Source organism: Vibrio sp. MEBiC08052, from assembly GCF_001506075.1.
Taxonomy (GTDB): Bacteria; Pseudomonadota; Gammaproteobacteria; order Enterobacterales; family Vibrionaceae; genus Vibrio.
Map to the genome: position 1 here is coordinate 3,741,745 of NZ_KQ947475.1, position 25,267 is coordinate 3,767,011.

General features: G+C 44.3%; 23 protein-coding genes. 6 read left to right on the top strand and 17 right to left on the bottom strand.

Annotated elements, in window-relative coordinates; genetic code table 11:
* Positions 1–26: 26 nt before the first annotated feature.
* Positions 27–1,247: an aldose 1-epimerase family protein gene (locus tag VRK_RS16105; protein WP_059122311.1), complete on the bottom strand. Its 1,221-nt coding sequence runs from the start codon at positions 1,245–1,247 to the stop codon at positions 27–29.
* A 306-nt stretch (positions 1,248–1,553) separates the two neighbouring features.
* Here VRK_RS16105 and VRK_RS16110 point away from each other — a divergent pair, with 306 nt between their 5' ends.
* Positions 1,554–1,802, top strand: a complete 249-nt coding sequence (locus VRK_RS16110) for a type II toxin-antitoxin system Phd/YefM family antitoxin (protein WP_038184259.1) — start codon at positions 1,554–1,556, stop codon at positions 1,800–1,802.
* The gene (locus VRK_RS16115) at positions 1,792–2,076 is read left to right on the top strand and encodes a type II toxin-antitoxin system RelE family toxin (protein WP_059122312.1); all 285 of its coding nucleotides are present in this window, start codon (positions 1,792–1,794) and stop codon (positions 2,074–2,076) included. Before VRK_RS16110 ends, VRK_RS16115 begins: the two co-directional genes overlap by 11 nt.
* A gap of 126 nt (positions 2,077–2,202) precedes the next feature.
* On the opposite strand, the gene VRK_RS16120 is transcribed toward VRK_RS16115, so the two are convergent.
* From VRK_RS16120 to VRK_RS16140, 6 genes are all read right to left on the bottom strand, one after another.
* Entirely contained in the window at positions 2,203–3,084 is an 882-nt protein-coding gene (locus VRK_RS16120; RefSeq protein WP_059122313.1) for a HEPN domain-containing protein, read from the bottom strand.
* 135 nt (positions 3,085–3,219) lie between these two features.
* Complete coding sequence (locus VRK_RS16125; RefSeq protein WP_059122314.1) at positions 3,220–3,495, bottom strand: putative quinol monooxygenase; 276 nt, start codon at positions 3,493–3,495, stop codon at positions 3,220–3,222.
* A gap of 429 nt (positions 3,496–3,924) precedes the next feature.
* Entirely contained in the window at positions 3,925–4,296 is a 372-nt protein-coding gene (locus tag VRK_RS21075) for a hypothetical protein (RefSeq protein WP_059122315.1), read from the bottom strand.
* Positions 4,247–4,465 (bottom strand): hypothetical protein, encoded by a 219-nt coding sequence (locus VRK_RS20725; protein WP_197413130.1) that lies wholly within the window; start codon positions 4,463–4,465, stop codon positions 4,247–4,249. The genes VRK_RS21075 and VRK_RS20725 overlap by 50 nt, the downstream gene beginning before the upstream one ends.
* 26 nt (positions 4,466–4,491) lie before the next feature.
* Positions 4,492–5,658, bottom strand: a complete 1,167-nt coding sequence (locus VRK_RS16135; RefSeq protein ID WP_059122316.1) for an MFS transporter — start codon at positions 5,656–5,658, stop codon at positions 4,492–4,494.
* A 74-nt stretch (positions 5,659–5,732) separates the two neighbouring features.
* Complete coding sequence (locus VRK_RS16140; RefSeq protein ID WP_059122317.1) at positions 5,733–6,731, bottom strand: aldo/keto reductase; 999 nt, start codon at positions 6,729–6,731, stop codon at positions 5,733–5,735.
* Positions 6,732–6,831: 100 nt separating this feature from the next.
* On the opposite strand from VRK_RS16140, the gene VRK_RS16145 reads away from it, so the two are divergent.
* The gene (locus tag VRK_RS16145) at positions 6,832–7,737 is read left to right on the top strand and encodes a LysR family transcriptional regulator (protein WP_059122318.1); all 906 of its coding nucleotides are present in this window, start codon (positions 6,832–6,834) and stop codon (positions 7,735–7,737) included.
* 315 nt (positions 7,738–8,052) lie between these two features.
* On the opposite strand, the gene VRK_RS16150 is transcribed toward VRK_RS16145, so the two are convergent.
* Positions 8,053–10,644, bottom strand: a complete 2,592-nt coding sequence (locus VRK_RS16150; RefSeq protein WP_059122319.1) for an ExeM/NucH family extracellular endonuclease — start codon at positions 10,642–10,644, stop codon at positions 8,053–8,055.
* A gap of 307 nt (positions 10,645–10,951) precedes the next feature.
* Entirely contained in the window at positions 10,952–12,403 is a 1,452-nt protein-coding gene (locus VRK_RS16155) for a RimK family protein (protein WP_059122320.1), read from the bottom strand.
* Positions 12,404–12,516: 113 nt separating this feature from the next.
* On the opposite strand from VRK_RS16155, the gene rimI reads away from it, so the two are divergent.
* Positions 12,517–13,629, top strand: a complete 1,113-nt coding sequence (gene rimI / locus VRK_RS16160; RefSeq protein ID WP_059122321.1) for a ribosomal protein S18-alanine N-acetyltransferase — start codon at positions 12,517–12,519, stop codon at positions 13,627–13,629.
* A 101-nt stretch (positions 13,630–13,730) separates the two neighbouring features.
* Here the strand turns inward: rimI and VRK_RS21080 are convergent, their stop codons facing one another.
* From VRK_RS21080 to VRK_RS16180, 5 genes are all read right to left on the bottom strand, one after another.
* On the bottom strand, positions 13,731–13,898 hold the full coding sequence (locus VRK_RS21080; RefSeq protein WP_157371937.1) for a hypothetical protein: 168 nt from the start codon (positions 13,896–13,898) through the stop codon (positions 13,731–13,733).
* Positions 13,899–14,040: 142 nt separating this feature from the next.
* Positions 14,041–15,489 carry a decarboxylating NADP(+)-dependent phosphogluconate dehydrogenase gene (gene gnd / locus VRK_RS16165; RefSeq protein WP_059122810.1) on the bottom strand — a complete coding sequence of 483 codons (1,449 nt, stop codon included), beginning with the start codon at positions 15,487–15,489 and terminating at the stop codon, positions 14,041–14,043.
* Positions 15,490–15,502: 13 nt separating this feature from the next.
* On the bottom strand, positions 15,503–16,219 hold the full coding sequence (gene pgl / locus VRK_RS16170; protein ID WP_059122322.1) for a 6-phosphogluconolactonase: 717 nt from the start codon (positions 16,217–16,219) through the stop codon (positions 15,503–15,505).
* A complete protein-coding gene (gene zwf, locus VRK_RS16175) occupies positions 16,216–17,718 on the bottom strand; it encodes a glucose-6-phosphate dehydrogenase (protein ID WP_059122323.1) in 1,503 nt (500 codons plus the stop codon). Before zwf ends, pgl begins: the two co-directional genes overlap by 4 nt.
* A 245-nt stretch (positions 17,719–17,963) precedes the next feature.
* Positions 17,964–20,861, bottom strand: coding sequence for an HD domain-containing phosphohydrolase (locus VRK_RS16180; RefSeq protein WP_059122324.1), 2,898 nt, complete (start codon positions 20,859–20,861; stop codon positions 17,964–17,966).
* 139 nt (positions 20,862–21,000) lie between these two features.
* Between VRK_RS16180 and VRK_RS16185 the strand changes: the two genes are divergently transcribed.
* Entirely contained in the window at positions 21,001–21,747 is a 747-nt protein-coding gene (locus tag VRK_RS16185) for a phosphatase (protein ID WP_059122325.1), read from the top strand.
* Between the two features lie 133 nt (positions 21,748–21,880).
* Positions 21,881–22,237, top strand: coding sequence for a cytochrome b562 (locus VRK_RS16190; RefSeq protein ID WP_059122326.1), 357 nt, complete (start codon positions 21,881–21,883; stop codon positions 22,235–22,237).
* A 197-nt stretch (positions 22,238–22,434) separates the two neighbouring features.
* Here the strand turns inward: VRK_RS16190 and nqrM are convergent, their stop codons facing one another.
* From nqrM to VRK_RS16205, 3 genes are all read right to left on the bottom strand, one after another.
* Positions 22,435–22,638: a (Na+)-NQR maturation NqrM gene (nqrM, locus tag VRK_RS16195; protein WP_059122327.1), complete on the bottom strand. Its 204-nt coding sequence runs from the start codon at positions 22,636–22,638 to the stop codon at positions 22,435–22,437.
* 227 nt (positions 22,639–22,865) lie between these two features.
* Positions 22,866–23,903, bottom strand: a complete 1,038-nt coding sequence (locus tag VRK_RS16200; RefSeq protein ID WP_059122328.1) for an oxidoreductase — start codon at positions 23,901–23,903, stop codon at positions 22,866–22,868.
* A gap of 91 nt (positions 23,904–23,994) precedes the next feature.
* Complete coding sequence (locus VRK_RS16205) at positions 23,995–24,681, bottom strand: helix-turn-helix domain-containing protein (protein ID WP_059122329.1); 687 nt, start codon at positions 24,679–24,681, stop codon at positions 23,995–23,997.
* Positions 24,682–25,267 lie beyond the last annotated feature (586 nt).

Consider the following 25,267-nt stretch of genomic DNA (forward strand, 5'->3'; position numbering starts at 1 on the left):
ACTGCCAATATGGCATGAGAACATCATCAATGGACTTTATTTAAATCAACCAGTGGTTTTTTCACCTGTTTAACGGGGTGTTTGCCCTGAATGTCTGCCACGGTAGCTAAAGCCTGTTTTACTTCTCCGGTGTTGCGTAATACCGTGTATGTCACATCAAAATGCTTGGATGCACCGGCCTCAATTTTAGGAACTAACCCGAGTGGACGTTGATACTTGGTGTTATAAGCATAGCTAGTGCCCGGTTCGATTCCGGTGACATAGCCTTGTTGCAATGTATCGGTATTCTTCCAGATGGTCAGGACTGGCAACTGTTTGATGTTATAACCAACTGAGACTCCCAGATTTCCGGCCTGATTATGCAGCACGGCCAGTGTGTTACCCTGTTTATCTCCGATTGGTTTCAAATTATAAACCATTTCATCATAGCCTTTGGTTGGGCCAAGGTAGGTTTGCCAGTCTTTCAGGCCTTTCTTCGCGTAATCGTTAAAAGGTGAAATCTCACTGGCAGCCGCGGTAATTTTGGCACCTTTTTCGAGGATCGGACGACCGAAGTTAGAGTGGTAGATGATCTGATATTCATCTTGATAATCGGCTTTATTGGTCAGAGTGTCATGAACGGCAAACTGATTGCTGCCGGGAGTGACCGAGAATGAAGTAAGCGTCACGAGCTCTGCTTTTTTGAACGTTCTTTCAGAGACTTCCCCTTCGACCGTGATAGTATAAGGCGGCTGTTCGTCAATGGTAACTTTGACCGTTGAAGCCGGGGTATTTTGGATGCGGCCATGCAAGCTAAGTAACTGGCCGTTATCATCGACGCCCGGGTGACCGGTCCATTCGTAACCACAGCGCACCATCATCTCATTGAATCCATCTAACCAGCCCAGACCGTTGCGGCTTTCCAGATCAATAAATGCAGGATTGACGATCTCTTTGACCGGTGAGTCCCAGCCGAGAATGCGTTTGCCATCTTTCTTGACGTTGAATATTCCCATGCCACGGGTTGGCACTAAGGTGATTTCCAGTTCTCCGTTGTTAATCACTAAGGTCTCGACTCCCATCTGTTTACCGCCATGTAACTGGCGTTTTTCGATGGAGAAGGGTTGTTGAATGCCTAAGTCTTTATTGGTGACTTTCCAGGCACCGACATCAATGTTCGTGGTGGCATCGGTTAAGACAAACTCCGCAGCATTAACAAGACCGGGAGCAGCGATGAGTAGGGCAGCGACGAGTGGTTTGATCTTCATGACGTTTGATTCCTTGATAGTGAGTTTGATTTGTTGTTCTACTGAATCGATTCAGCTAATAACATACAAACTCACCATTCAGGATCAAATGCAAATCGGTGAAGGTGTGAGCTAATTCTTATGTTTGACAGTGCACGAACTGATTTCTGATTGATGAATCACGTTCAGCAATTGGGGGATTATTGAGCAACTTTTCATGTTCATCATAAGATGAGTGAGAATGAATGATAGATGCGATGACCTCTTGTTATACCGCTTGCTTGAGACTAGAATGACCAATATAAAGACCATTTAAGAGACCTGTTTATGACCTCTAAAATTTTGGCTGATGTTGCTGCCAGTATTACTGAGTTAAAAGCCAACCCGATGAAAGTTGCAACAAGTGCTTACGGTGAACCGGTCGCTGTACTAAACCGAAATGAGCCTGTATTTTATTGCGTACCCGCTGAAGCGTACGAAATGATGATGGATAAACTCGAAGATCTTGAGCTACTTGCTATTGCGAAAGAGCGTGAATCTGAAGAGAGCATTTCGGTTCATATTGATGACCTATAAACTTGAATTCAAAAAGAGTGCACTCAAAGAGTGGGAAAAGCTTGGTTCAACGCTGCAACAGCAATTTAAGAAAAAGCTGATTGAGCGATTAGAGAACCCGCATGTGCCAGCCTCAAAACTTTCTGGCGCTGACAATATGTACAAAATAAAATTGCGCCAATCGGGTTACCGCTTAGTCTACAAAGTCGAAGACGATATCATTATTGTCACCGTCTTAGCCGTCGGCAAGCGCGAGCGTAGTGATGTTTACCGTAAGGCGATGAAACGGCGCTAGTGTTCAAAATAGTAACTGGCGCACAGGCATCAATTCCCCCTGAAATCGAAAAATACAATAGTGCGTCAAGTTTTGGGGACCTAAGGCTGGGAATTACGAAAGTTAAACAATGGTGGTTTCGTGTCCTCAAGCCCCGTTAATCCGCGCTAAACAAACCCGTTCTGCCAGTGTTCTTAATTGTTGCACTCTCCCTTCGAGATAAGCCAGCTCTTCTGCGGTGATTTCATAATGTTCTGAATAACGGGCTTCGATATAGGCGCGTTGCAGGCGACGGAAGCTGCGACGGTGGAATTTATTGTCGAGCGGGAAAATCGTCTTAAACTCTGGCTCGATTTGCGCACACAGTTTACTCAGCTTCTCGATATTGTGGGATTTGGGTAAATAGTTGGTGCATGTGAGTAATACACAGGCCAAAAAACGTTCCGTCGATTGATGTAATTCAAAAGCAGCGATAGATAACTCTTTTTGATTTAAATAGTGATGATAACCGGAGATAAAGGCATTCGCGCTTTTAAACCACTGTGCATAATGTTTACGGGCAATTTCCCGTTTCTCGGCCTCGGTTAAATCACCCGGCTCCATCAGTGGTTTCGGTGTCGCGGCAAACAGTTCAATCCCTTCTTCACGGATATCCCGAAAAAAGTAGTGCCCCTGCTGCAATCGTTCATTCACTTCCTGTAAATCGTGAACAATCAAACCAAGCGGTGCGGATTTTACTTTGCGATCAATTTGCTCTTCGGCACGCTGCCAGACGACATAATCTTCCACCAAGGCAGCTTTGTTGACCATCACTAGAATATCGTAATCGCTGATGTAACCATTGATCGGGTCGCTGACCCAATTGCCTTTGGCGTGGCTGCCGAACAGGATGATTTTCAGGATACGAAACTCACTTTTACTCCCGGTTTTGCCTTCAAGATAGTTTTCCAGCGTATCGCGCAGAATGGTCGAGATCGTGGCAAGCTCTTGCTGTTTGAATTCAGGCAGATGATCGAGGGAGGTTTTCATAAAGCAACATTTGGTCAGTGATGAATGGCTTTAGCATAAAAGAAGGTGTAGGCAAAGAATACCATCACACCCTGATTTATGCGTATTACTGAGAAAAATGCGATTCAATTCAAAGCTATAGTGTTTGTTATGCGTTTACTCAAAGATCTCATAGTGACGTTCTACGTTGACGGTCACTTTACCCCAATGAGATGCTTTGACTCTTTTCTGATGTTGTTCAAAAGACGCTTTATCCGTAAACTCTTCGTAAACGTCGAAACGCAGAGGGTTTTCCGAATTTTGGATGACGCTAAACGTGATGCAACCCGCCTCTTCGAGGGTAAGACGTTTATGGTTTACCAGCTCATTTTTTACTAATTCAAGCTCCGACTCAGGAACTAAAATAAAGCCTTTCAATGTTACTTTTGACATAAATTTCCTTGTGATGCATAACGCTCCGCTAAACGGTGAGCGTTAGCAAGTCCGGTGTAGACCACGCTTTTTGTGACCGGAACGCCCAAAGCAGCGTCGCGCGTTAGCGCGTCCAGCCCGCAGGGCGAGGCTGCCTTTGTTTGTTATGTGTTGCTTATTACTCTTCATCACGAAGCCTATCTCTGCATGCAGCAATAAAGTCCATATATTTAAGATCAGAATCTTGATGTAGAGCCTTTTCAAAGACACAGCATAAATTCCAACAGAACCCACGCGTCATCCTCAGTGAGTGTAATTTGCACTTCTTTGCTCATGGTCTCTCTTTACTCATAACTCCGCCAACACAGGCAGCCGAAGCGTAGGCTGTCCAGTGTAATGCGCTTTTTTTTTTGCATTGCACGATTGTACTTGGCCTTGTTAGCGCTAATTTTAGAACGGAATATCATCATCAAAAGACTCGGGGACTGGTGTACTCCCCCTTTCATTGGCTTTATGTAGAAGTTCTTCATTTTCCAACAAGTAATCGATTCCATCGGCCGTTATGGAAAAGGCGTAATACTCACTGTTATTGTACTCGTGATCTATTGCGATGTTCTTATCTAGAAAGCCGACTCGCTCCAGCTTAATTGCTGCGAGGCTAAGTATTCCTTGCTCTACACCTTTAAGATCGTTGAATGTACTCCACACAGATACGCCATCAGGAGAGCTTGCATAGCTTTCTAGGACTTTAGCCAATAATCGATGCTCAACATCACCAAGCTTGTAGTTGTATCCGACTTTCCTGCGGGCTGATACCTGCATCTAACGCTTTATATACGAGGTCATAGGCAGTATTTTCAGGCACTACGCCAAATTCAGACCAGTTGCGTTCTGGTGCACCAAGAAAATTCCCTTTTTCTCCAAAAGTCATGGCTCCAAAACATAATTCCGATACGGATAGTCCTGTTGAGCCTAGGTAACGATATTTCATATTTACTCTCTTAGCTTTTTTAAAATTTACAGTTTTATACAAGCAATCACTAATCCAATGAACGTTAATAACGCACCAGCGAACGGAATATGAGAAAGAGAAACTCCGTATGTGATTAGCAGCCCGCCGAACCAGGCACCTACAGCATTACCAAGGTTGAATGCTGCTATGTTGCAGGACGAAACCATGCTCTTTGATATTTCGCTGCTATCCAGTGCCTGTACTTGTAATGGCGGAATTGTTGAGAACATAGCCATCCCCAGTAAGAAAATAGCAATACAGGCTGTCGATTCAGTTAAGACTGCAACTGGGAATAAGCTCAAAACGATGATTAGAAATAATAGAGTTATGATAAGAGCTCTACGAGTCCCTTTATCCGTTAATTTCCCACCAATATGATTACCTGCCACCATACCAATGCCAAATAGAACCAAAACAGGCGGTATAAGATTTTCATTCATACCTGTAACGTTTTTAAGTATTGGCGAAATATAAGTAAAGGCAGAAAAAACACCTGAAAATCCGAATGCCGTAATTAGTAAACTTCTAAGAACAGTTGGGTTGATTATTACTTTTAAATCATCTTTTATTTTGACAATGTTTTTATTTTCATTTTTCTTATGATGCACCGCGATTATTATCGCGAGAGCAGATAAAACACCGATGACTGTTACCATGAAAAAAGTATAACGCCAGCCAACGAGTTGACCCACCCATGCACCAAGAGGAACCCCCATAATATTTGCTAAAGTAGCACCAAGGAAAACAGCAGAGACAGCCGATGCTCGTCTGTCCGGTGGTGCTAATTCAGAAGCATAAACAGAGCTGATTCCGAAAAATGAAGCATGAGAAAATGCGGTTATTATTCTGGCTATAATTAAACTCGTAATACTTCCGGAGAGACCACACCATAGGTTGCCAATGGTAAATACAATCATGAGAAAAATAAGTACTGGCTTTTTATTATATTTACTAAGTAATGGAGTGAGTAACGGTGCGCCAAGTACAACACCAAATGCATACGCTGTAATAGAATATGCAGCTAAAGTTATGGATATATCAAAATCACGAGATATGTTAAGTAATAAGCCCATAATTACAAACTCTGTCGTTCCTATACCAAAAGAACCGACAGATAAAGCATATACGGCAGTGGGCATACCCGACGTACGAGATACAGCGATGTTGTTCATAAAAGCCTTATCTCCCGCCAGAACGACGGGATATTTACTGGAAGAAATTTATTATTACTACAACGACAGGGTTTTTATTTATCGATTAACTCAAAGTCACCTTCATTGTACCTTAATCCATGAACGTTATTTGGCGTGAAAATATTATCGATATCATTTATATCATTGTCGGAAATGTTTAATGCTACAGCACCAGTATTATCTATTAAATGTTCTATTTTCCTCGCGCCAGGAATAGGTACAATATTATTTCCTTTACTTAATACCCAACCAAGTGCTAGTTGGGCGAGTGTACAACTATATTTGGATGCAATATCTTGCAATTGTTCGAGTAGTTTCTGGTTTTTTAACATTGCTTCTTTTTGGAAACGAGGAAGATTTCGACGAAAATCATCATCCGCAAAACCGGATTGATCGGTGATCTTTCCTGTCAAAAATCCACGTCCTAAAGGGCTATATGGAACAAATCCCACTCCTAGTTCACGACAAGCTTTGAGAATTCCTTCTTCCGGTTCACGCGTCCACAGTGAATATTCTGTCTGAACAGCAGTGATAGAATGAACCTTGGATGCTCTACGTAAAGTATCACCGGATACTTCTGACAAACCAATATGGCGAACTTTTCCTTCCTTGATAAGATCGGCCATCGTACCGACTACATCTTCAATAGGAACATTAGGATCGACGCGATGTTGATAGAGAATATCAATCGTATCGATGTTCAGCCTTTTGAGTGAGCCCTCAACAGCTTCGCGAATGTGTTGTGGCCGGCTATCAACCCCTGCCATTCGTTCGAGCCCCTGACCTGTAGGAAGGATTCGAAAGCCAAATTTAGTTGCAATCTGAACTTTATCTCGAATACCTTTTATGGCTTTTCCAACTAATTCTTCATTCTCAAAAGGGCCGTAAACTTCAGCCGTATCAATAAAGGTAACTCCCATATCAACAGCGGTATGAATTGTATTAATAGCTTGAGATTCTTCTGCACCTCCGTACGCAAAACTCATTCCCATACAACCAAGTCCCAGTGCTGAAACTTCGAATTTTTCTTTTCCGAGAAAACGTGTCTTCACTTATTTATCCTCACCTTCTTAATGTTTTTATAGATATACTTTTATTTTAAACTCAAAACAATTAATATATAGCTAATACACTGTTAGAAAATTATTAATAATGAAAAATATTCCAGATTTACAGCATATAGAAATATTTATTCTTATCGTTAGACACGGAAGTTTTCGTAAGGCCGCAAAAGAATTGAATCTTTCTCCTCCGTCATTAACTAGCGCCATAAATAATCTTGAAGATAAGTTAGGTGTCAGGCTTTTGAATCGATCAACTAGAAGTCTTTCTCTAACCGAGGTTGGTGAAGAATTTCTAAATAATGTCATACCTATTTTAAATGATTATAGACGTATTATTGATAACCTGAATCATCATAAAAAGAAACCTGAAGGTATTGTAAGAATTAATTTACCAAGAATAGTTCTGGACCTTTTCTTTCAAAAATATTTTTTAAAGTTCAAACATGAGTTTCCCGATATTGTCTTAGAACTGTTTACAACTGACAGAATGATAAATATAATCGACTCTGGATTTGATGCGGGAATACGCTATAGATCAGATGTTCCTAAAGATATGATTGCAATTCCAATAGGCGAAAAACCAGCTTTAATACCTGTAGCAAGTCCGGCGTTTATTGATGAGTTTGGCGTTCCTTCATCACCAATGGATCTGGTTAATTTTAGATGTATTAATCGTTGTTTTCCTAGTGGACAAATATATCGGTGGGAGTTTATTGATTTGCATGGAAAACTAGTTGAAGTATCCATTGATGGGGATCTGGTACTTGACTCGGATACATCAATGATCCAGGCGGCTGAATCGAGCTTAGGGATTGCTTTTGTTTACGAAAATTTAGTGTTGAATAATATTTCAGAAGGTAGTTTAATCAGATTATTACCTAATTATAAATATCCTGTCGATAATTTTTGCATTTATTACCCGAGCAGAAAATATATTCCTGTACCTTTAAGAACGTTAATTACGTGGATATCATCTCAGAATAGTATTTCATGATGATTATTATGTATGCGTTAAATTAAATTTATTACACTAGATATAAATATTTAATATACAAATCCATATAATAGCTATGAGTGTTAGTGTGGCTAAAGGTCATAAAAGGAATAGATGAAATAACGGTATATATTTCAGTATGCTGTTAACCGAACATAGATAGTGTTTTGATGTCGTGATAAAAAAGAGACTCAAAGTAGGGAATATTAAACCGAATGATTGTGTGGGTCATCATCTCAAGCGAATGCCAGCTTAACTGCAATGACAGGGGACGAGTGTCCCCTGATTGTATCCCCTGATTGAAGAAGGAGTTGATTAGGCGTAGCGTCGGATTGCCAGTAGCCCGAATAAAGATACCAAAAGCACGCCGTTGACTGAGCCGCCCATTTTCAGCTCCAGCACCGCAGGATCATGGTCTGATGCGCGGTATTGGTCGCGGTATTTAGGCAGGTCGCCCTTATATTTGTTACTGTAGTCAAACAGAGAAGACTCAGCCGCATTGATATGCCAGTCGGTGGCATCAATGACATGCATTTTCAGACTCGGGCTAATCAGAATGTGGTCTAAAGAACCCACTTCATCATTGTATGAGTAACTCCAGTTGTCAGGATGAATCATACTTACCGCACTGATGTAACCATAACCCTGCGTGATGTCAGCACCTTGATCGCCAAACTGCGGTTTGCCGTTGATGAAGGTATTTCTGGCGGCATGAATGGTTTTGCCATATTTCGCCGGGGTGTAATCGGTCAGAACCAGTAATGGATCTTCCTTACCGTACGCGTTGAGGTCTCCGAGAATCACCTGATGACCCGGGATCTTTTTCAGTGCTTCGCCAAGAGCTACGGCTGCGGCAACGCGGAAGTTCTCACATGAGCCTTGGAAATCCGGATCTTGCCGGCCTTGTCCGCCATTCTCAACCGATGCGGCATCTTCCCAACAGGTTGAGCCTTTGGATTTAAAGTGGTTCACGGCGATGGTCAGTGCTTGCTCGCCACCTTGATTGCTACGAACTGTAAAGGTCGGTGCGAGAGAATCACGCTGGTAGTTCTTACCATCTTCGATCAGATTGCCGTCTTTATCATACACAGCCGGTGCTTGTTGCGAAGGCATGTGGATAATCCGTGGGGTGGTCAGTGTGACACGCTGGTTACGATAGATGAGACCGGTGGTAATCGCATCGGTGCCGATGGAATCCTGTGAATCGATGATGCCGTCCTGATTGGTATCGATGGCCACATATTGATAGCGATTTTCCGGTTTGCTGATCTGTTGATTGAGCTGCTCGACCAACTGATGAATCGCGCCACCATCGCCGAAGCCATTATTTTCGATTTCCATCAGACCGACGATATCCGCATCGAGCTGCAAGATAGCGTGGACGATCTTCTCTTGCTGGATTTCAAATTCAGCGGCAGTTTTTGCCCCGCGGTTGCTACCATGGGTGTTTGCATCGCCACCAAACGGAGAGTTGAAATAATTCAGCACATTGAAAGTCGCAATCCGTAAATCACCGCCTTCTTTTAGTTGTGGAGCTGACCGGCGCGGAGAATTGTGAACGAAGTTACCTTGCGTCAGGGTATTGGCCATGATCAGGCGATATTCACCGTAACTGTAAGTGATCACACCTTGAGCACCGCTGAGGGTGTCATTGACACGGATATAGTCTTCGGTAGATCCGTCCTGATCAATATCGCTGCGACCAAATTGAGGGTAGTAAGGGATTTGCCCATTATCAGCAACCTGATCCGATTCAACAAACAGACGGTGCTGTGCATTCTCTCTGCTTTGCTGTTTGGCTTGCTCTGAGCCGGCTGCAAAGTTTTGGTTAGGCTGAACATTCAACCGTCCCTGAGCGAGTACCATATTGTTGCGTCTGGCATCATAGTCGTAACTGAATGTGCGAGTCACACGCATGTCGAGTTTGGCTGGAAGATTGACTAACATGCCTTCATAGCGTTCCAGCGTCTGGGCAAAATTATCATCGCCCTCGGTCAGGGTAATATCGGTCGCTTGTGGTGGTTGCTGTTCTCCCAGTTTGATCCATTGACGGTTGTCCGCTGAGAGTTCAGTCAGATCATAATATTCTTTGACTTTCCCTTTGGCACAAACCACATCACCGGGTTTGAGCGCTGATGCTGACTGACCGGTGTAAATAAACAGCCCTTCAGAGGTATTGCTATTGTAGTCATCTTGCAGTGCTTGCAGATAGAACCCTTTGGTGAGCCCAGTGGTAACGGCACTGACGACGCCTTTCACGGTATATTCCTGATCGGTGGTGTTATCTGAGCCACTAAGCAGCGGTGAGCGGGCGCCTTCTCCCTGAATTTCTTGAATCGATATAAAGGATTCACCCTCACAGGTAAAGGTTGAGGCCGGGCTGTCTATGGCCCCGAGCCCGTCGATATTGTCTTTTGCGGCAGAAGTCCATTGCGATTCAACATAGGATGACGAAGGGGTTAACGCATTGGATTGACGTACCAATGTGGTGTCTTTGGCAAAATAGCTGCCCCCCATGGTGCCGATCATATCGTGCACTGAACCGTTGCGCAGTAGGGCAATCGGATCATTGCCGTTAAAATTCAGGACCGTTGTATTGGTCTCTTGACTGACCGCCAGAATGTCACTGTTGGCCTGACTATTGGCAATGACGAGTACGCCATGGGCCGGAATTGTCCGCCCGTCGAGAGGGAGTTTAGTTCCCCATTCACCATTACCGTTGGTTGACTTCGCCAGCGTATAGCCGTCCAGAGAGAGGGATTCATCTCCGGTGTTGGCAATTTCGATAGCTTTGTTTAATCCGGATCCTTCCACATACTGTGAAAGGAGAATATCAGCGTGAGCCGATAGAGAAAGAATGCTTCCGATTGCGATCGAAAGGCATGATAGTGAGGTTTTGACTTTCATTTCTGATCCACTTGACGTTGTTTTCCATGATTATGTGAGATTTAGTTCGTGAATAATCAACTCATCAAAATTGATGACTCACTACTAAAATTACTAACTATTTCACGGTTTAGTTTTGCTTTTTAATATGAAACTAAAAATACATTTCAATGAACTTGAGATATGAGTCGCATAAATAGCATCAATAAATCGAGATGAATCACATTTTCATATGCAACAAAATTTGTGTCAGCGGATGGAAGCAGCCACCGCGGGGCACGGTGGCGAGGTCAGGGGGCTAAAAACAATGGTATGGCAATACTTGGGCTCAGAAGCCGCGCATTTGAATCCGGCGCAGGAACTCAGTCATAATCCGGTCATAGAGCAGATCCCCTAAGAAAGCATCTTCCACATGATGATCGATACTCGGATTATCATTGACTTCAATGACATAGACCTGACCGTTAATCTCTTTCAAATCAACGCCATATAAACCATTGCCGATTAAGTTGGCGGCTTTTAATGCGGTGTCGATGACATTTTTGGGCACTTGCTTGAGATCCAGTGTTTCAAAACTACCGGAGGTGGTCCTGCCATTGTTATGGTGATGGTAAATCTGCCAGTGGCCGCGGCTCATCATGTATTTACACGAGAAGATTGCCTGTCGGTTGAGAATGCCGATCCGCCAGTCAAAGTCTGTCGGCATAAATGCCTGAGCCAGAATCAGTGCACTTTTCTCAAACAATAACGCTGCTTCTTGATTGAGTGAGTCAATATCAGTCACTTTAATCACCCCGCGCGAAAAGGCACCATCAGGAATTTTGAGCACCATCGGGAATGACAGCTCAGAGAGTAGTTTATCCTGCCAGTCTGGGTCAAAGCTTTGCACAATCACGCTTTTAGGGGCGGGAATATGATTACGTTGCAGTAACTCGGTCAGAAAGACTTTATTGGTACATTTCATAATGGATTCGGAATCATCCATCACCACCAGCCCCATTTTCTCGGCCATTTTCGCAAAGCGGTAGGTTTCGTTACTGATATTGGTGGTGGCACGGATAAAGAGTCCGTCAAACTCGCCCAAACGGGAGAGATGCTCAGCCGTAATGGTTTCCATATTCATACCTAAGCGTTGCGCTGCTTTCTGGAAGCGCTTGAGGGCTGCTTTATCTGACGGGGGCATTTTTTCATCCGGATCGACCAACATCGCAAGATCATAGCGGGATGCTTTATTCTGCTTCGGGTTTTTCCAGACTTTCTGGGAAAACTTTTCCAGCGATTCAATAAAAAAGTCCTGTTCAGGGTCGGTTAGATCCTGAAACGGGAATGGCCGAATTGATTTGATATGCCACTGTTGGTTATGTCTTGACAGCTCAAGATGAATGACCGGAATCATGAATTGTTCAAATAGATGACGTGCCAGCTTCTCCAATCCTTTTTGCGGGGTGCGGCCAAAGTAAATTTTGCACTGCAGTTCATGTTCAGACGGGTAGAGTTTATTCAGCTTGAGTAGATTCGAAGAGTGCAGAAACGGCTGATGAATATCATTAATCGCCATGACTCGGGGAATCACGCGATGTCCTCTTGCTTCTGCCATCAGTGAGCAATAGTAACCACTACTCATGTAGTCGTAACTGCGGCATAAATTGACGATTTGAATCGACTTATGAGTCGGTTTCCAGTTAGTGTTCAGGTAGTTTTGAACGCTGATGACTTGATCGGAAGGGAAATATTGGTGCCAGTCATCGGTATGATCGGTCACAATGAAAAGATTTGCCATGTCTTATAATTCCGGTTGCATGATACGCAGTCTTTGTGGAGATAAGTCTCTTGTGGAGATTGACGTATCGACATAATATTGCATCGCAATCTTCTAACCTTTTGAGGCATCGTATGGACATTCGTCATGCGAACCACACTGATCTTTCTGCGCTAAATGCACTAGAGCAACAGCTTTTCACCGAAGACAAAATCTCACCACGTCAGATGCGGCGGTTTCTGAAATCGGCACATGCGGCCATTTTTGTTGCCGAATCCGGCACTCAACTGGCTGGCTATGCTTTACTTCTGTTTCACCAAGGTACACAGCTATCAAGGTTGTATTCGATTGCCGTAAACCCTGACTTCAGAGGACGAGGTATTGCCCAACAACTGATGGAGCAATGTGAGCGTGCCGCTCTTGATCAAGGTGCTTGTACATTACGGCTAGAAGTTAGGGATGACAATAGGGCAGCGTTAAAATTATATGAAAAAATGGGCTATAAACGGCTCAGAATATTGATGCACTATTACGATGATCAATGTGACGGGATTCGGATGCAAAAACGCCTCGATCCGCATGAACCTCGTTTGGAAGTACCCGTGCCACTTTATGTCCAAACCACCCCGTTTACCTGCGGGGCTGCGTGTCTGTTGATGAGTTTTGCACGCTTTGAACCGCAAACCGAGCTGACCCGTACCCATGAGCTGCAACTATGGCGGGAAGCCACCACGATCTACATGACGTCGGGACATGGCGGCTGTAGCGGACACGGTCTGGCGCTGGCCGCGGCACGGCGCGGATTTGATGTTGAGTTGTGGAGCCGTTCTTCAACGGTGCCATTTATTGATGGGGTGCGGGATCCGAATAAAAAGTCAGTGATTGAATTAGTCCATCAGGATTTTTGTCAGCAGCTGGCAATGTATGAGAATGTCACGGTGACGGATATGCCGCCCACGCAGGCTCAGTTTGAGCACTGGCTGGAACAGGGTGTGAGTGTGTTATTGCTGATCAGCACTTATCGATTTACGGGTAACAAAGAACCGCACTGGATTTTGCTCAGTGGCATGAGTGAACACTTTTTCTTTATTCATGATCCACATGTTGATGATCAGTCTGATGTGGTTGCCGCTGCTTATATTCCGGTCGGGAAAGCGGTTCTGACGCAAATTATTGGCTATGGCAAACAGAAGCAGACATCTTGTGTGGTGATACGCAAGGGGAAATCGCTCGAACTCTCGAACTAATTCATTGAATAGATTCACTGAACTGAATAACGCCTAACACGAGCATCCGTAACGTGTTAGGTCAGTGAGAATGTGTCTGATACATGTGGAGGAATATGTACTCAGGCGCATTTTTTATAGTCAGTCATGGCGGATTCTTGCATACCAAGTTCCTGAGCCTGACGCACCAGTTCTTCTCTTTCTGTTGCTGTGGTTTCTGCTTTTTCTGGTGAGCGAAACGTTTCGATTTCGAGTTCCGCAGGTACAAAGACATAATGTTTGCTAAACATTTTTCCACTCTCTATGGTTATGATCTATGGTTACGATGGGTAAAAAAGATGCTGCTTAATATTAAGCAGCATCGAAAGAAAGGTCAAATTATAATCACAAATCTGTTAATAATCGAACGATTTGTTTGTTAATTTGTGAGCCTTAAACATCGTAGGTTGTTGACGCTGTATCGCCGCCTGTGCCTGTCCAGTTGGTGTGGAAGAACTCACCACGCGGACGGTCAACACGCTCATAGGTATGCGCACCAAAGTAATCGCGCTGGGCCTGAAGCAGGTTTGCAGGGAGACGAGCTGTTGTATAGCCGTCAAGGAATGTCAGAGCCGATGTGGTACAAGGCATTGGGATACCGGCTTCCAGAGATTTGGCGGCAACTTTACGCCATGCAGCAAGACACTGATCCAGAATGCCTTTAAAGTAAGGATCTGACCCTAAGAAAGCAAGTTCAGAGTTGGCATCATACGCATCGCGGATATTACCAAGGAACGCTGAACGGATGATACAGCCACCGCGCCACATCAGTGCCACGTTACCGTAGTTCAGTTCCCAGCCATTCTCATCGGATGCTTCACGCATCAGCATAAAGCCTTGTGCGTAAGAGATGATTTTTGAAGCCAGCAGTGCCTGACGCAGTGCATCCAGCCATTCTTGCTTATCACCGCTTACTTTCTCGATAGCCTTGCCAAATTGTGCTTCAGCCGCAACGCGTTGCTCTTTGAGTGCTGACAGGCAACGTGCAAATACAGATTCACTGATTAAAGTCAGTGGGATGCCAAGATCCAAAGCATTGATACCAGTCCATTTACCGGTGCCTTTCTGACCTGCCGTATCGAGAATCTTTTCAACCAATGGGCTACCGTCTTCATCTTTATAACCAAGAATATCGGCGGTGATTTCGATGAGGTAACTATTCAGCTCGGTTTTATTCCAGTCGCTGAAGGTTTGTTGCATCTCTTCATGGCTCAGACCAAGGCCATCTTTCATGAATTGGTAAGCTTCAGTGATTAGCTGCATGTCACCATATTCAATGCCGTTGTGTACCATCTTAACGAAATGACCGGCACCGTCGTTACCGACCCAGTCACAGCAAGGCTCGCCCGTATCGGTTTTGGCTGAAATGGCCTGAAAGATGGGTTTGACTGCCGGCCATGCTTGTGGTGAACCGCCCGGCATAATCGATGGTCCGAAGCGTGCACCTTCTTCACCACCGGATACACCTGTTCCGATGAAGTGAATGCCTTTTTCTTTCAGAGCAGCAACGCGACGGTTGGTATCCGGATAGTTGGTATTACCACCGTCGATGATAATATCACCCTCGTCGAGTAGTGGTGCTAACTGATCGATAAACGCATCAACGACTGAACCGGCGCGGACCATCAGCATGACTTTGCGTGGTTTCTCTAATTTTTCAACCAACTCTTCCAAAGAATAAGCACCGATAATATTGGTGTCTTTGGCGGGGCCGGCTAAGAATTCATCGACTTTGGATGTGGTCCGGTTGTGTGCAACGACTGTGAAGCCATGGTCGTTCATGTTAAGAATTAGGTTTTGTCCCATCACCGCAAGACCAATAACACCTATATCGCCTTTCATTGAATTTATCTCCTCACGCAATCTTTGCTGCTGCATCTTTATCTAAATACCACTCAGTCTCTCCTTGAGACGACTGAACTTTAGCCGCAGGATAAGGTAATGCTTCTGCAGCGGTGGTGTGAATTTCATGAATAATGTCTGCTTTCCCGGCGCCCAGAACCAAATAGCTAATTCGTTTGGCGGCCTGAAGGACTCTGGCACTTTTGGAAACACGTAACTGGCCTGACTCAGGGTGAGAAGCCACGAGTGCCAGTGCAGAATCTTGATAATTGGTTGCTCCGGGGAAGAGTGAAGCCGTATGGCCATCAGCACCGACACCCAACAGAATCCAGTCAAAGACTGGCGTTCCATCCTGAGTCGGGACTTGATCCAACATTTCTTGGGCGAAGCGTTCAACTTCCGGTGCCGGATCGTTTTCCCCTAAAATCCGGTGGATATTCTCTGCCGGAATCTGAATCTGACTAAACAACAGTGCGTTTGCTTCACCGTAGTTGCTTTCCGCATCGTCTGGGGCGACACAGCGCTCATCACCCCACCAAAAATGAAGGTTGTGCCATTGGATTGACGTCGCATAGGGGGCAGAGGCCAGCAGCTTGAACAACATTTTGGGCGTGCTACCACCGGATAACGAGACGTGAACAGGGTGTCCCTGTTCACTATACGCTTTTAAGTCGTCAGCAAGTGAATGTACGACTTCGTCGGCAGTTTGAAAAATTTTGTGGTTGATCATAATTCGCAATAATCCGTATTGGTTAAATTTTTACAGGGGAATCGCCACTCTCTGCCATCTCGTTGCAGCAGTTCGTTCGATTCTTTAGGGCCCCATGTCCCACAGGCGTATCCATATAAAGAGGTCGGGTCTTGTTTGTAGTCCAGAATAGGCTGAACAAATTTCCAACAAGCCTCAACCGCATCTGTGCGGGCAAATAGTGTCGCGTCGCCGTTTAAGGCATCGAGCAATAAACGCTCATAAGCAGTGAGCATTTTGGTTTCTTCCAGAGAGGTATAATGAAAGTCCATTGATGCTTCTTTGGCGCGGAAACCGGCTCCCGGCTCTTTCAGACCGAAACACATCAAAATGCCTTCGTCTGGCTGGATTCGGATCACAAGTTTATTTTCCGGCGCATTCTGCGCAAATACCGGGTGCGGGGTGCGTTTGAAATGAATCACGACTTCGGTCACGCGGGTCGGTAGTCTTTTACCACTGCGGACATAGAACGGCACCCCATTCCAACGCCAGTTGTTGATAAACATTTTCAGCGCGACATAGGTTTCGGTGCGTGAATCTTCAGCGACCCCATGCTCATCCCGATAGCCCGGCAGGAATTTACCCCGAACTTCAGACTCAGTGTATTGCCCGAGCACCAGATTCTGGTGGATGTCTTGTTCACTGAGCGGTTGTAGACTTTGCAGGACTTTGTTGACTTCATTGCGGATTGAGTCGGCATTAATCGCGGCCGGTGGCTCCATCGTGACCATTGCCAGTACTTGCAGCAAGTGATTCTGGAACATATCTCGCACTGCACCGGAGTTGTCGTAATACCCGCCACGTTCTTCTACACCCAGAAACTCAGCACCGGTGATTTCGACATAATCGATGAAGTTGCGGTTCCAAAGTGGTTCAAACATACCGTTTGCAAACCGGAAAACCAGTAGGTTTTGCACGGTTTCTTTACCTAAATAATGGTCAATGCGGTAAATTTGATGCTCTTTGAAGTGACGGTGGATTTCGATATCCAGTTCTTGCGCTGATTTGAGATCATAGCCAAATGGCTTTTCAATAATCAGACGTTTCCAGCCTTGGTTCTCATCGTTTAGCCCATGCGCGGCAAGGCAGCCGGGGATCACGCCATACAGGCTAGGCGGTGTTGCCAGATAGAATAAGGTGTTGCGTTGTTCAAAGTGATATTGCTCGGCCAGCGTATCCAGCCGTTCAGACAATTTTTGATAGTCATCGACATTTGCGGTATCAATCGCTTGATAATGGAGGTGCTGACAAAAAGCTTCCAGCGTTTCAGGAACTGTTTTTTCCAGTTCTTGCAGGGTTGTCTTCAATCTTTCCCGGTAGGAATCATCACTATATTCCGTTCGACTTACACCTAAAATTGCAAATGATTTGGGCAGTTGATTGTTTGCATATAGATGATATAAGGCAGGAATAAGTTTGCGGTAAGTGAGATCGCCGGAAGCACCAAAAATTACAATGCTGCTGTTTTCAGGTATTACCATCATCTTTCCCTTAAAAACGAGGTATTTAGCGTGTGCCAACGGTAACAGCACAATACCAAAATAGAAAATTGGCTCTTTCTATAACAATAATAGGTGCTATCAATATCCATGACACCCGTCATAAAAGAGCAAAAAACCGGGCCCTATTCTCTCTGACAAATTGATTTACATCAACCAAAAGTGTCGATTTGATCAACTTATTTCATGTAAGGGTGCCCGGCTGATTTCGCTTTCCGATTTGGTGATCATATCTGATGAGTCATTGTCTTCAGGTATTGTTTAACGCGTTTGATGTAGATGTTCGGGTCAATCTGCGTCATCGTTTCTTCTTCCATAAAAGTATCGGCATAACGCTGATACAGCTTGTTTTCCAAAAACAGTAAATAGAGACGGGGATCCAAGTGGCCGTTGACGGCCATGTCAGTCATCCGTTCAATGACTTCTGGCAGCATGTTGACTTTTTGATCCGGTCGCTCACGGAAAGTGAGTGATTCAAAGACGTCAGCCACAGCGATCATTCTGGCTTGAAGCGACAGTTCTTCGCCTTTTAATCCTCTGGGGAATCCATGGCCGTCCATGCGTTCATGGTGACACGCTGCAATTTTCGGAATATTTTTCAAATGTTCCGGATAGGGCAACCGTTCCAGTAGCATCAGAGTCTGCACGGTATGCGAATTGAGGATAAATTGTTCTTCTTCAGTTAACGTGCCATGACGAACGGATAAATTATGCAGTTCTCCCCGATTGTATAGCAGCTCTCCCGGTTTGAGTGAGAAGCGATCCTGCCATGTTTCTTGCGGCGTCTCTTGCGGATAGTTACCTGACTCCCATGTCACACAGTGGCTTGGCTTATCATCGAGTAATTTTTCCATGACGGGCAGAGACCTCGATTTGCCGGCGCGTTGTTGCTCAATCGAGGAGACGCCTAACTGATCATTCAATGTACGCTTCCAGTTACGTTGGGCAATTCGATGTAATTTCTCGATTTTTTCATTGGTCATCGGTTCATCGCTGACATTACATTCGGCAACGAAGACAAACTCTTCATCCAGGGTCCGGTGGGTCGCTTCAAGATCAGCGAGCAAGATTGTTTGGTCTTTCCCTTCCGCCAGTCCCTTCCAGTAATCCGCTTCAGCCTGAAGTTTGAGTAGTTCAAAACGCATCCGGACTTCATGAATCCGGTTATAAATGGTTTCAAGCTTGGTGGCTTTATTGAAGATATATTCCGGTGTGGTGATTTTTCCGCAGTCATGCAGCCAAGACGCAACATTTAACTCTTCCCACTGTGAAGCATCCATTTTGAAATAAGGATAATAATGTGTATCGGTGACGGTTGCTTCCGCCAACCACTGCACCAATGCCGGAACGCGTTGGGAATGTCCGCGTGTCTGGGGTGACTTGGTATCAACTGCGGAAGCGATCATCTCGATAAATGCGTAGAACACCTCTTTTTGTTGTTGCAGTGTGTCAATATTATCTTTGGCGATTTGAGCAAAGCTCATCAGCTCGCGTAGGAAGGCATGTTTATCGGATTGTTCCTGAGTCAGCGGGCGTTCATAGCCGAGATTGAGAATACCGATCAGCTGATGACGCCGGTTCAGTAGAGGGAACAGATAAATATCCGTATTGAATAACTGATCGCGGTATTTTTTGATGACGTTATCTTGTTTACTGAGGTGAACTATTTCACCTTTTTGTAGTTGTGATTTGAGCCAAGGCGTTTCATTCAGTAAGTCATTGATGTCTATTTTGAATGGGATGATGGCATGATTTGTTAGTGTGGTGAATGACTCTGTTTCACTGGAGAATATGTACAGAATAATCGTTTCTGCCCGGGTGATCTGATAGCTTTGTTGGGTGAGTGTCTTTGCCAGCGTATTGAAATCATGATTACTGGCCGTATTGCGGAGTAACTTGAGTAAATCATGCAGGGTGTGTTCCATTAACTGCAACGACTGAGATAAGTTAGCGACTTCTTTAATGATCGATTTGGGATAACGAGTTTTCTTAAATTCAAACCGAGTAATATTGTCGGAAAGCTGAACAAGATTTTTTAACGGTCTTGCCAGCCTCGATGCAATCATCGCAACAGTCAAAAAGCAGATGACAAGTAGAATAATGACCACCTTTAGCTGTTGATTCCGCATCGATAATAAATTGGATAATAGGGCATCATGGGGGGTTGCTTCTGCTAACATTAAAGTGACATAAGGATTCAATATCACTGGTGTCAACGTTAAAGACCAATCTTTGTCTCCGTCATTGACTGTTTCATAGATGACTTGACTACTCATCCGATGGAGAATAGGCGTAAATAATGACTTTTCCAGCTTGTTGCGATTCTCTGCCGGGGGGTTGGTTACCGATACCCCGGCATCATGTTGGGCTAAGACATTATACTTTTGATCAAACAGAATGAGCTTTGTATTTTCAGTGAAACCGATGGCATCGATTTGTTTGGACAAAGAATCCAGTGTGAAGTCGGCACCGACAACTTTGTGGCCGTCGGGTGATCTTCGTGACAGCGTTACCCCGTGGGTTTTCAGAAAATAGAAGAAATAGGGCTCCGTCAGTCGAATTTTTCCGTCGCGCTGAGCGGACAGAAACCAAGGACGTTCACGGGGGTCAAACTGATTATCAAAGGTCTGGCGATGGCTAATTTGCTGAAATTGTTCATCAAGAAAGAAGATATCATTCTGCCCGTCGGCTTGTGTTTGTTGTGCATACAATGCAGCATTTTTAGGGGCAGCGAAGCGTCTTATATCCTGCTCATCCAAGAGTGGCCGCATGATGGTGAAATCACCATTGTCGTCGGCAAAGTAGATAGCAACCAAATTGGGATTTTTTTGGAACACCAGTGCCATCGATGCCAGCCAGCGCTTATCGTCAATGGGTGAGTGCTCCTTTTCGACAAACGTGCTGAACGCAAGGAAATCCAGTGTGGTGAGGATCGGGCCAATACTCTGTTTATATTCGGTTTCGATTTTACGGCTGTTTTCATAGCTGAGCTGTTTTGCGGTTTCGCTGAGTAATGCTTGGGCATGGTTGTAGCTGATCAGGATTAAAACGCCACCAACGATTGAAGTTAAAATCAGGAATAAACTGCCAATATGAAGACTAAGAGAATAGCGACGTAATTTCATAAATTTGTCCGTAAATCGAGCCCCTAGGGTATAAGTATTGTCGAATGTGGTCAGGTTGCAAAAAAACCGGTGAAATTGGGGATAGCCAGTCACAAAGTGCATTGATATAGTTTTGTGTGGGAGAGAAAAGGGAGGCTTTATGGATATTGTTGTTGATACACATACGCATACTTATGCAAGTGGTCATGCTTATAGTACATTGCTTGAAAATGTCAGTGTTGCGAAAGCGAATGGACTAAAAATTTTATGTACTACCGATCATGCTGAACGGATGCCGGGAGCCCCTCATCCTTGGTTTTTTGCCAATCAGAGAGTGATTCCAAGATTTTTAAATGAGATCGCAATTATGCGTGGCGTGGAAGCCAATATCTTAAATACCCAAGGCGAAATTGATCTACAGCCGCCAGTGCTGGAACAACTTGACTGGGTGATCGGCAGTTTTCATGAGCCGGTGTTTGCACCTGCTAATAAAAAGACACATACCCAAGCGTTGCTGAGTGTAATCGAACGTGGTGAAGTGGACGCTTTGGGGCATTTGGGCAACCCCAGATATGATTTTGACTTTGATACCGTAATTCAGTGTGCAGCAGAGCACCATGTTGCGATTGAGATTAATAACAGTACCTTGCTGGGCCATAGCCGCGTCGGTAGTGTTGAACGATGCTACGAGATAGGGCGTCTTGCTAAGCTGTACGGTGCACCGATTACCACCGGAAGTGATGCTCATTTTTGTCACGCGGTCGGTGAGTTGAGCCTCGTCCGAGAACTGATTACAAAACTTGAGATCCCCACAGAGCAGGTCATTACACACAGTGCCCGCCAGTTTTTGCAGTTTCTGGCATTGCGCGGGCGTGAGGCGATTACTGATTTCTATGCAATACAATAAAAAGTGATGGAATAAAAAGCATTCGTGAGTATACCTCAAACCGTCGTCAGATATGCTTTGTTAAAAAGTGAGTTTATCTTAAGATAGCAAAGAAATATCAGTAAATCAGAAACATACGTAAGGAAGTAATGCAATGTTAAAAAAAATAACAATATTATTATTGGTGATGTGTTTTTCTCCAGCTTGGGCTCATGATGACGTTCAGTCATCCATGAGACAGATTAAAAAAGCCTTTGTAGATGCAGCTCACTCCTCTAGTGTAGAAGAAATGAAAGGGGCAATGGGGCGACTTGATGAAATAGTAAGTCACCTCAAACAAGAGGAATATCAGGGTGACAGAGGCAAAACAATGAAGGAAGGTTTTCAAAAACTTGCTGTTGCAATTGATCAGGTTAAATCTGAACTTAATCAGGGCAACTTACAAAGTGCAAAAGATAAGCTAAAAGCAATTGATGAATTGAGATCAGAATATCATCGCAAGGTGAGATAATACTCTCTGATCACACATGAGTTTCGTTGTGAAAAGCCGTTCTGATTTAGCAGCGAAACTCATGCTTCACGCCAGAGCCTTGTTGTAATCAGATCTTGTTGTAAAGCAGATAAAGCAGATAAGGCAGGCAAGCCCTCACTCGACTACAGATAAATTCTCCGACAGCTCCCAAAAGCTCAGCCTGACAGGTAAAAATATTAACGCTTATCATTTGGTTCTTGTATTTGATAGAGTGTCTTTTCTTGATTCTCACAAACATCTTTGCAGTCACATGCGCGTTCCACCCCGATAGAAGACAAACCGCCACAGCTCCCCTGAATGGAGCGACGATGAAATAGCACACCGATCGCCATACCGAGTATTAAGATGATAAATACAACAAATGTCAGTAGGTAAGTCACGGATACCTCCTTTGGCGTTTGTTCAGAAATGAATTTGGTACGAACAACGCTTCTTGATAAAAGTGTAGTTGATAAAAAGGTGTCGAAGCAACAACCGAACCCGATGAAGGACCAATGCCTGTATTATCGGGTGGTTGCTGATCGTGTCTATGGTTCGGCAACATAAACTATTCGCAAATCATAAACCTAATTTGTAGCATATGCCACAAATTAATGCGTTGCCGCTCTTACCCACTTACCTTGATGGTTTGCCCGCTTTCACTGCTTTTTATCGCGAGTTCTATCAGGCGAATGGTGTTTAAGGCCTCTTTCGCGGTCACTGGTGGCGGTGTTCCGTGACGAATTGAAGCGGCTAACTGAACAAAATAGTTCTCATAGCCGCCTTGTTCCGTCGGTATCAATTCAACATATTCTTCAGTGTAGAGGCTCCCTTCGGCGATGACGATTACTTCTTGCCGTCGTGCTGTAATCTTGCCACCTGTTTTGAGCCGTTCCTCCTGAGGATCAAGCCCTATTTTGATATATTTTGCTTTGGTTCCCAGAATCTTATAGCGCAGATTGTCGCCGGGACTATATGGGTTGGCATGGAGTTGCACCAGAAAATCCGAATAGTCTAATAACACGTTGAAGAAATCTGTCGCCCCACCCACTTGCCGCATTGAGCGGCATTGCGCGGTGATCGCCTCTGGCATACCGAAAAGTTCCAGAGCCTGATCGATAAGGTGAGGGGCGAGATCATAGAGAATACCGGAGCCTTCGACATCCGCAGACTCGCGCCAGCGATCTCTGGCTTCTGGCCGGTAGCGGTCAAAATGGGACTCAAACCATTTGACCTCTCCCAGTTTGCCGTCTGCGAGCAGTTTTTTCACGGTCAGAAAATCGTGATCCCAGCGGCGGTTGTGGTAAACACTGAGTGTGAGCTGCTTTTCTTGTGCGATACGAATCAAGGTTTCTCCGTCAGAGGCTTGAGTGACGAAAGGTTTTTCGACAACTACATGTTTACCGTGTTCCAGCGCCATTTTTGCCAAAGAGAAATGGACATCATTGGGGGCGGTAATAATCACCAGCTCTGCATCTGACTGTTCAATCAACTGGTCTGCACTTTCATAGCAGGTGACAGCCGGATATTGTGCTGCAATCACATCTTGCTGACGACTGCTAATGGCGCAAAACTGAAACTGGGGTAAAGATTCAAGAAACGGGATATGAAACGTTTTGGCTGAATAACCGTAGCCTATCACGGCCGTTTTAATGGGTTGGGACATTATCTTCACCTATTCACTATCGTTAGAGTTTAATACCTATAGCCATTCAACATCATGACGGAGTCAGTCATCTTGATCAATCAATGTCCATTCAAGATCGTTGTATCGTGAGGACGACCCGCCCGAGAATACGGACTTTATTGGTATCGATGATCACCGCCCCGTCCGGAAACACAATGCGTATCTGCTGTTCCGGTAATCGTTGCACGATATGAAGCACTATTCTGCCGTCTATATCCATCAGATAACGACCGGAAACAATATCCTGAATCTTTTGATCAATCAGATAGATAGTATCAGTGGTCTCGACCTCGATCGTTGAGGCGGCTTTTAGTTGAAGTTCATGCATTCTTTGTGTGGCATAGGGTGATTCTCCGGTGCTGATTAACGCCCCATGTCTGAGATTGAATCGTTGAAGAATAACAGTAGCGTGCTGATAAATCTGGCGAGTTTCTGACTGAGATTGGTAAAAGTTAGCCTGATCCTGTATTTGAGGCATGAATTCATGACTTTCCCACAGTGAAGGATGTAAATCTTTGAGTGGATAATCTCTCGGTAAAGCGAGCTGTTTGACGGGAATCCCCAAGGAAAGATGTAACCGGACAATCAGTTCATGAGAAGTTCGATTATGCGCATTCCAAGTACTAAAAGTTGATTTTGGAATATTCAGTAAATTGGATAATTCTATATAATCTTTGCTCTGAGTCTGGTGTTTTAAATTGTTAGTAAATGCCGTTCCTTTAAGGTAAGAAAACGTCTTAATATTGTCATTTGACATCCTGAAGCCCTATTTTAGTATGGTTTTAGTATGAGATTGCCCGTGTAAGCTTTATCTGTTTTAAGGAGAGATTTAAGATTCTGACATCAGATTCAAACTGGTTATATCTCCCCTCCGGACAAGTGGAAAAATAATATCACTACCTGTACGGGAGAACAGCCAAATGGTCGTGTAGTCCGTCGCAAAAGACGTGATTGATTGGATGTTGGTGACCTGTTTGCTTCTGTAGTGCTTATTTTTGTCAGATCCGCTTGTCATGAAGGCGGCATAACTTATGGAGTTAATGAAGCATATGCTATTAGAAGATCAGGATTTTTTTGTTGAATCAGTTGAGTTCGTCCTTGATGCAGTTGCGCAAGATCAAGCCGGGAATAGTCGAGCTGATATCGGTATTTATTTGATTAGCCTATTAATCGCTGATCAGAAACTCAGGTCGGGAATCTGTATAGAGTAGTAATCTGATGATATATATATCAATATAATATGTAAAAAAAGGGAGGGACATATAATATATTCAAGATAATAATATATCTTGTTTGCAGATGAATATATTCTATTGCATATGTTGTGTTAATGAATATATAAG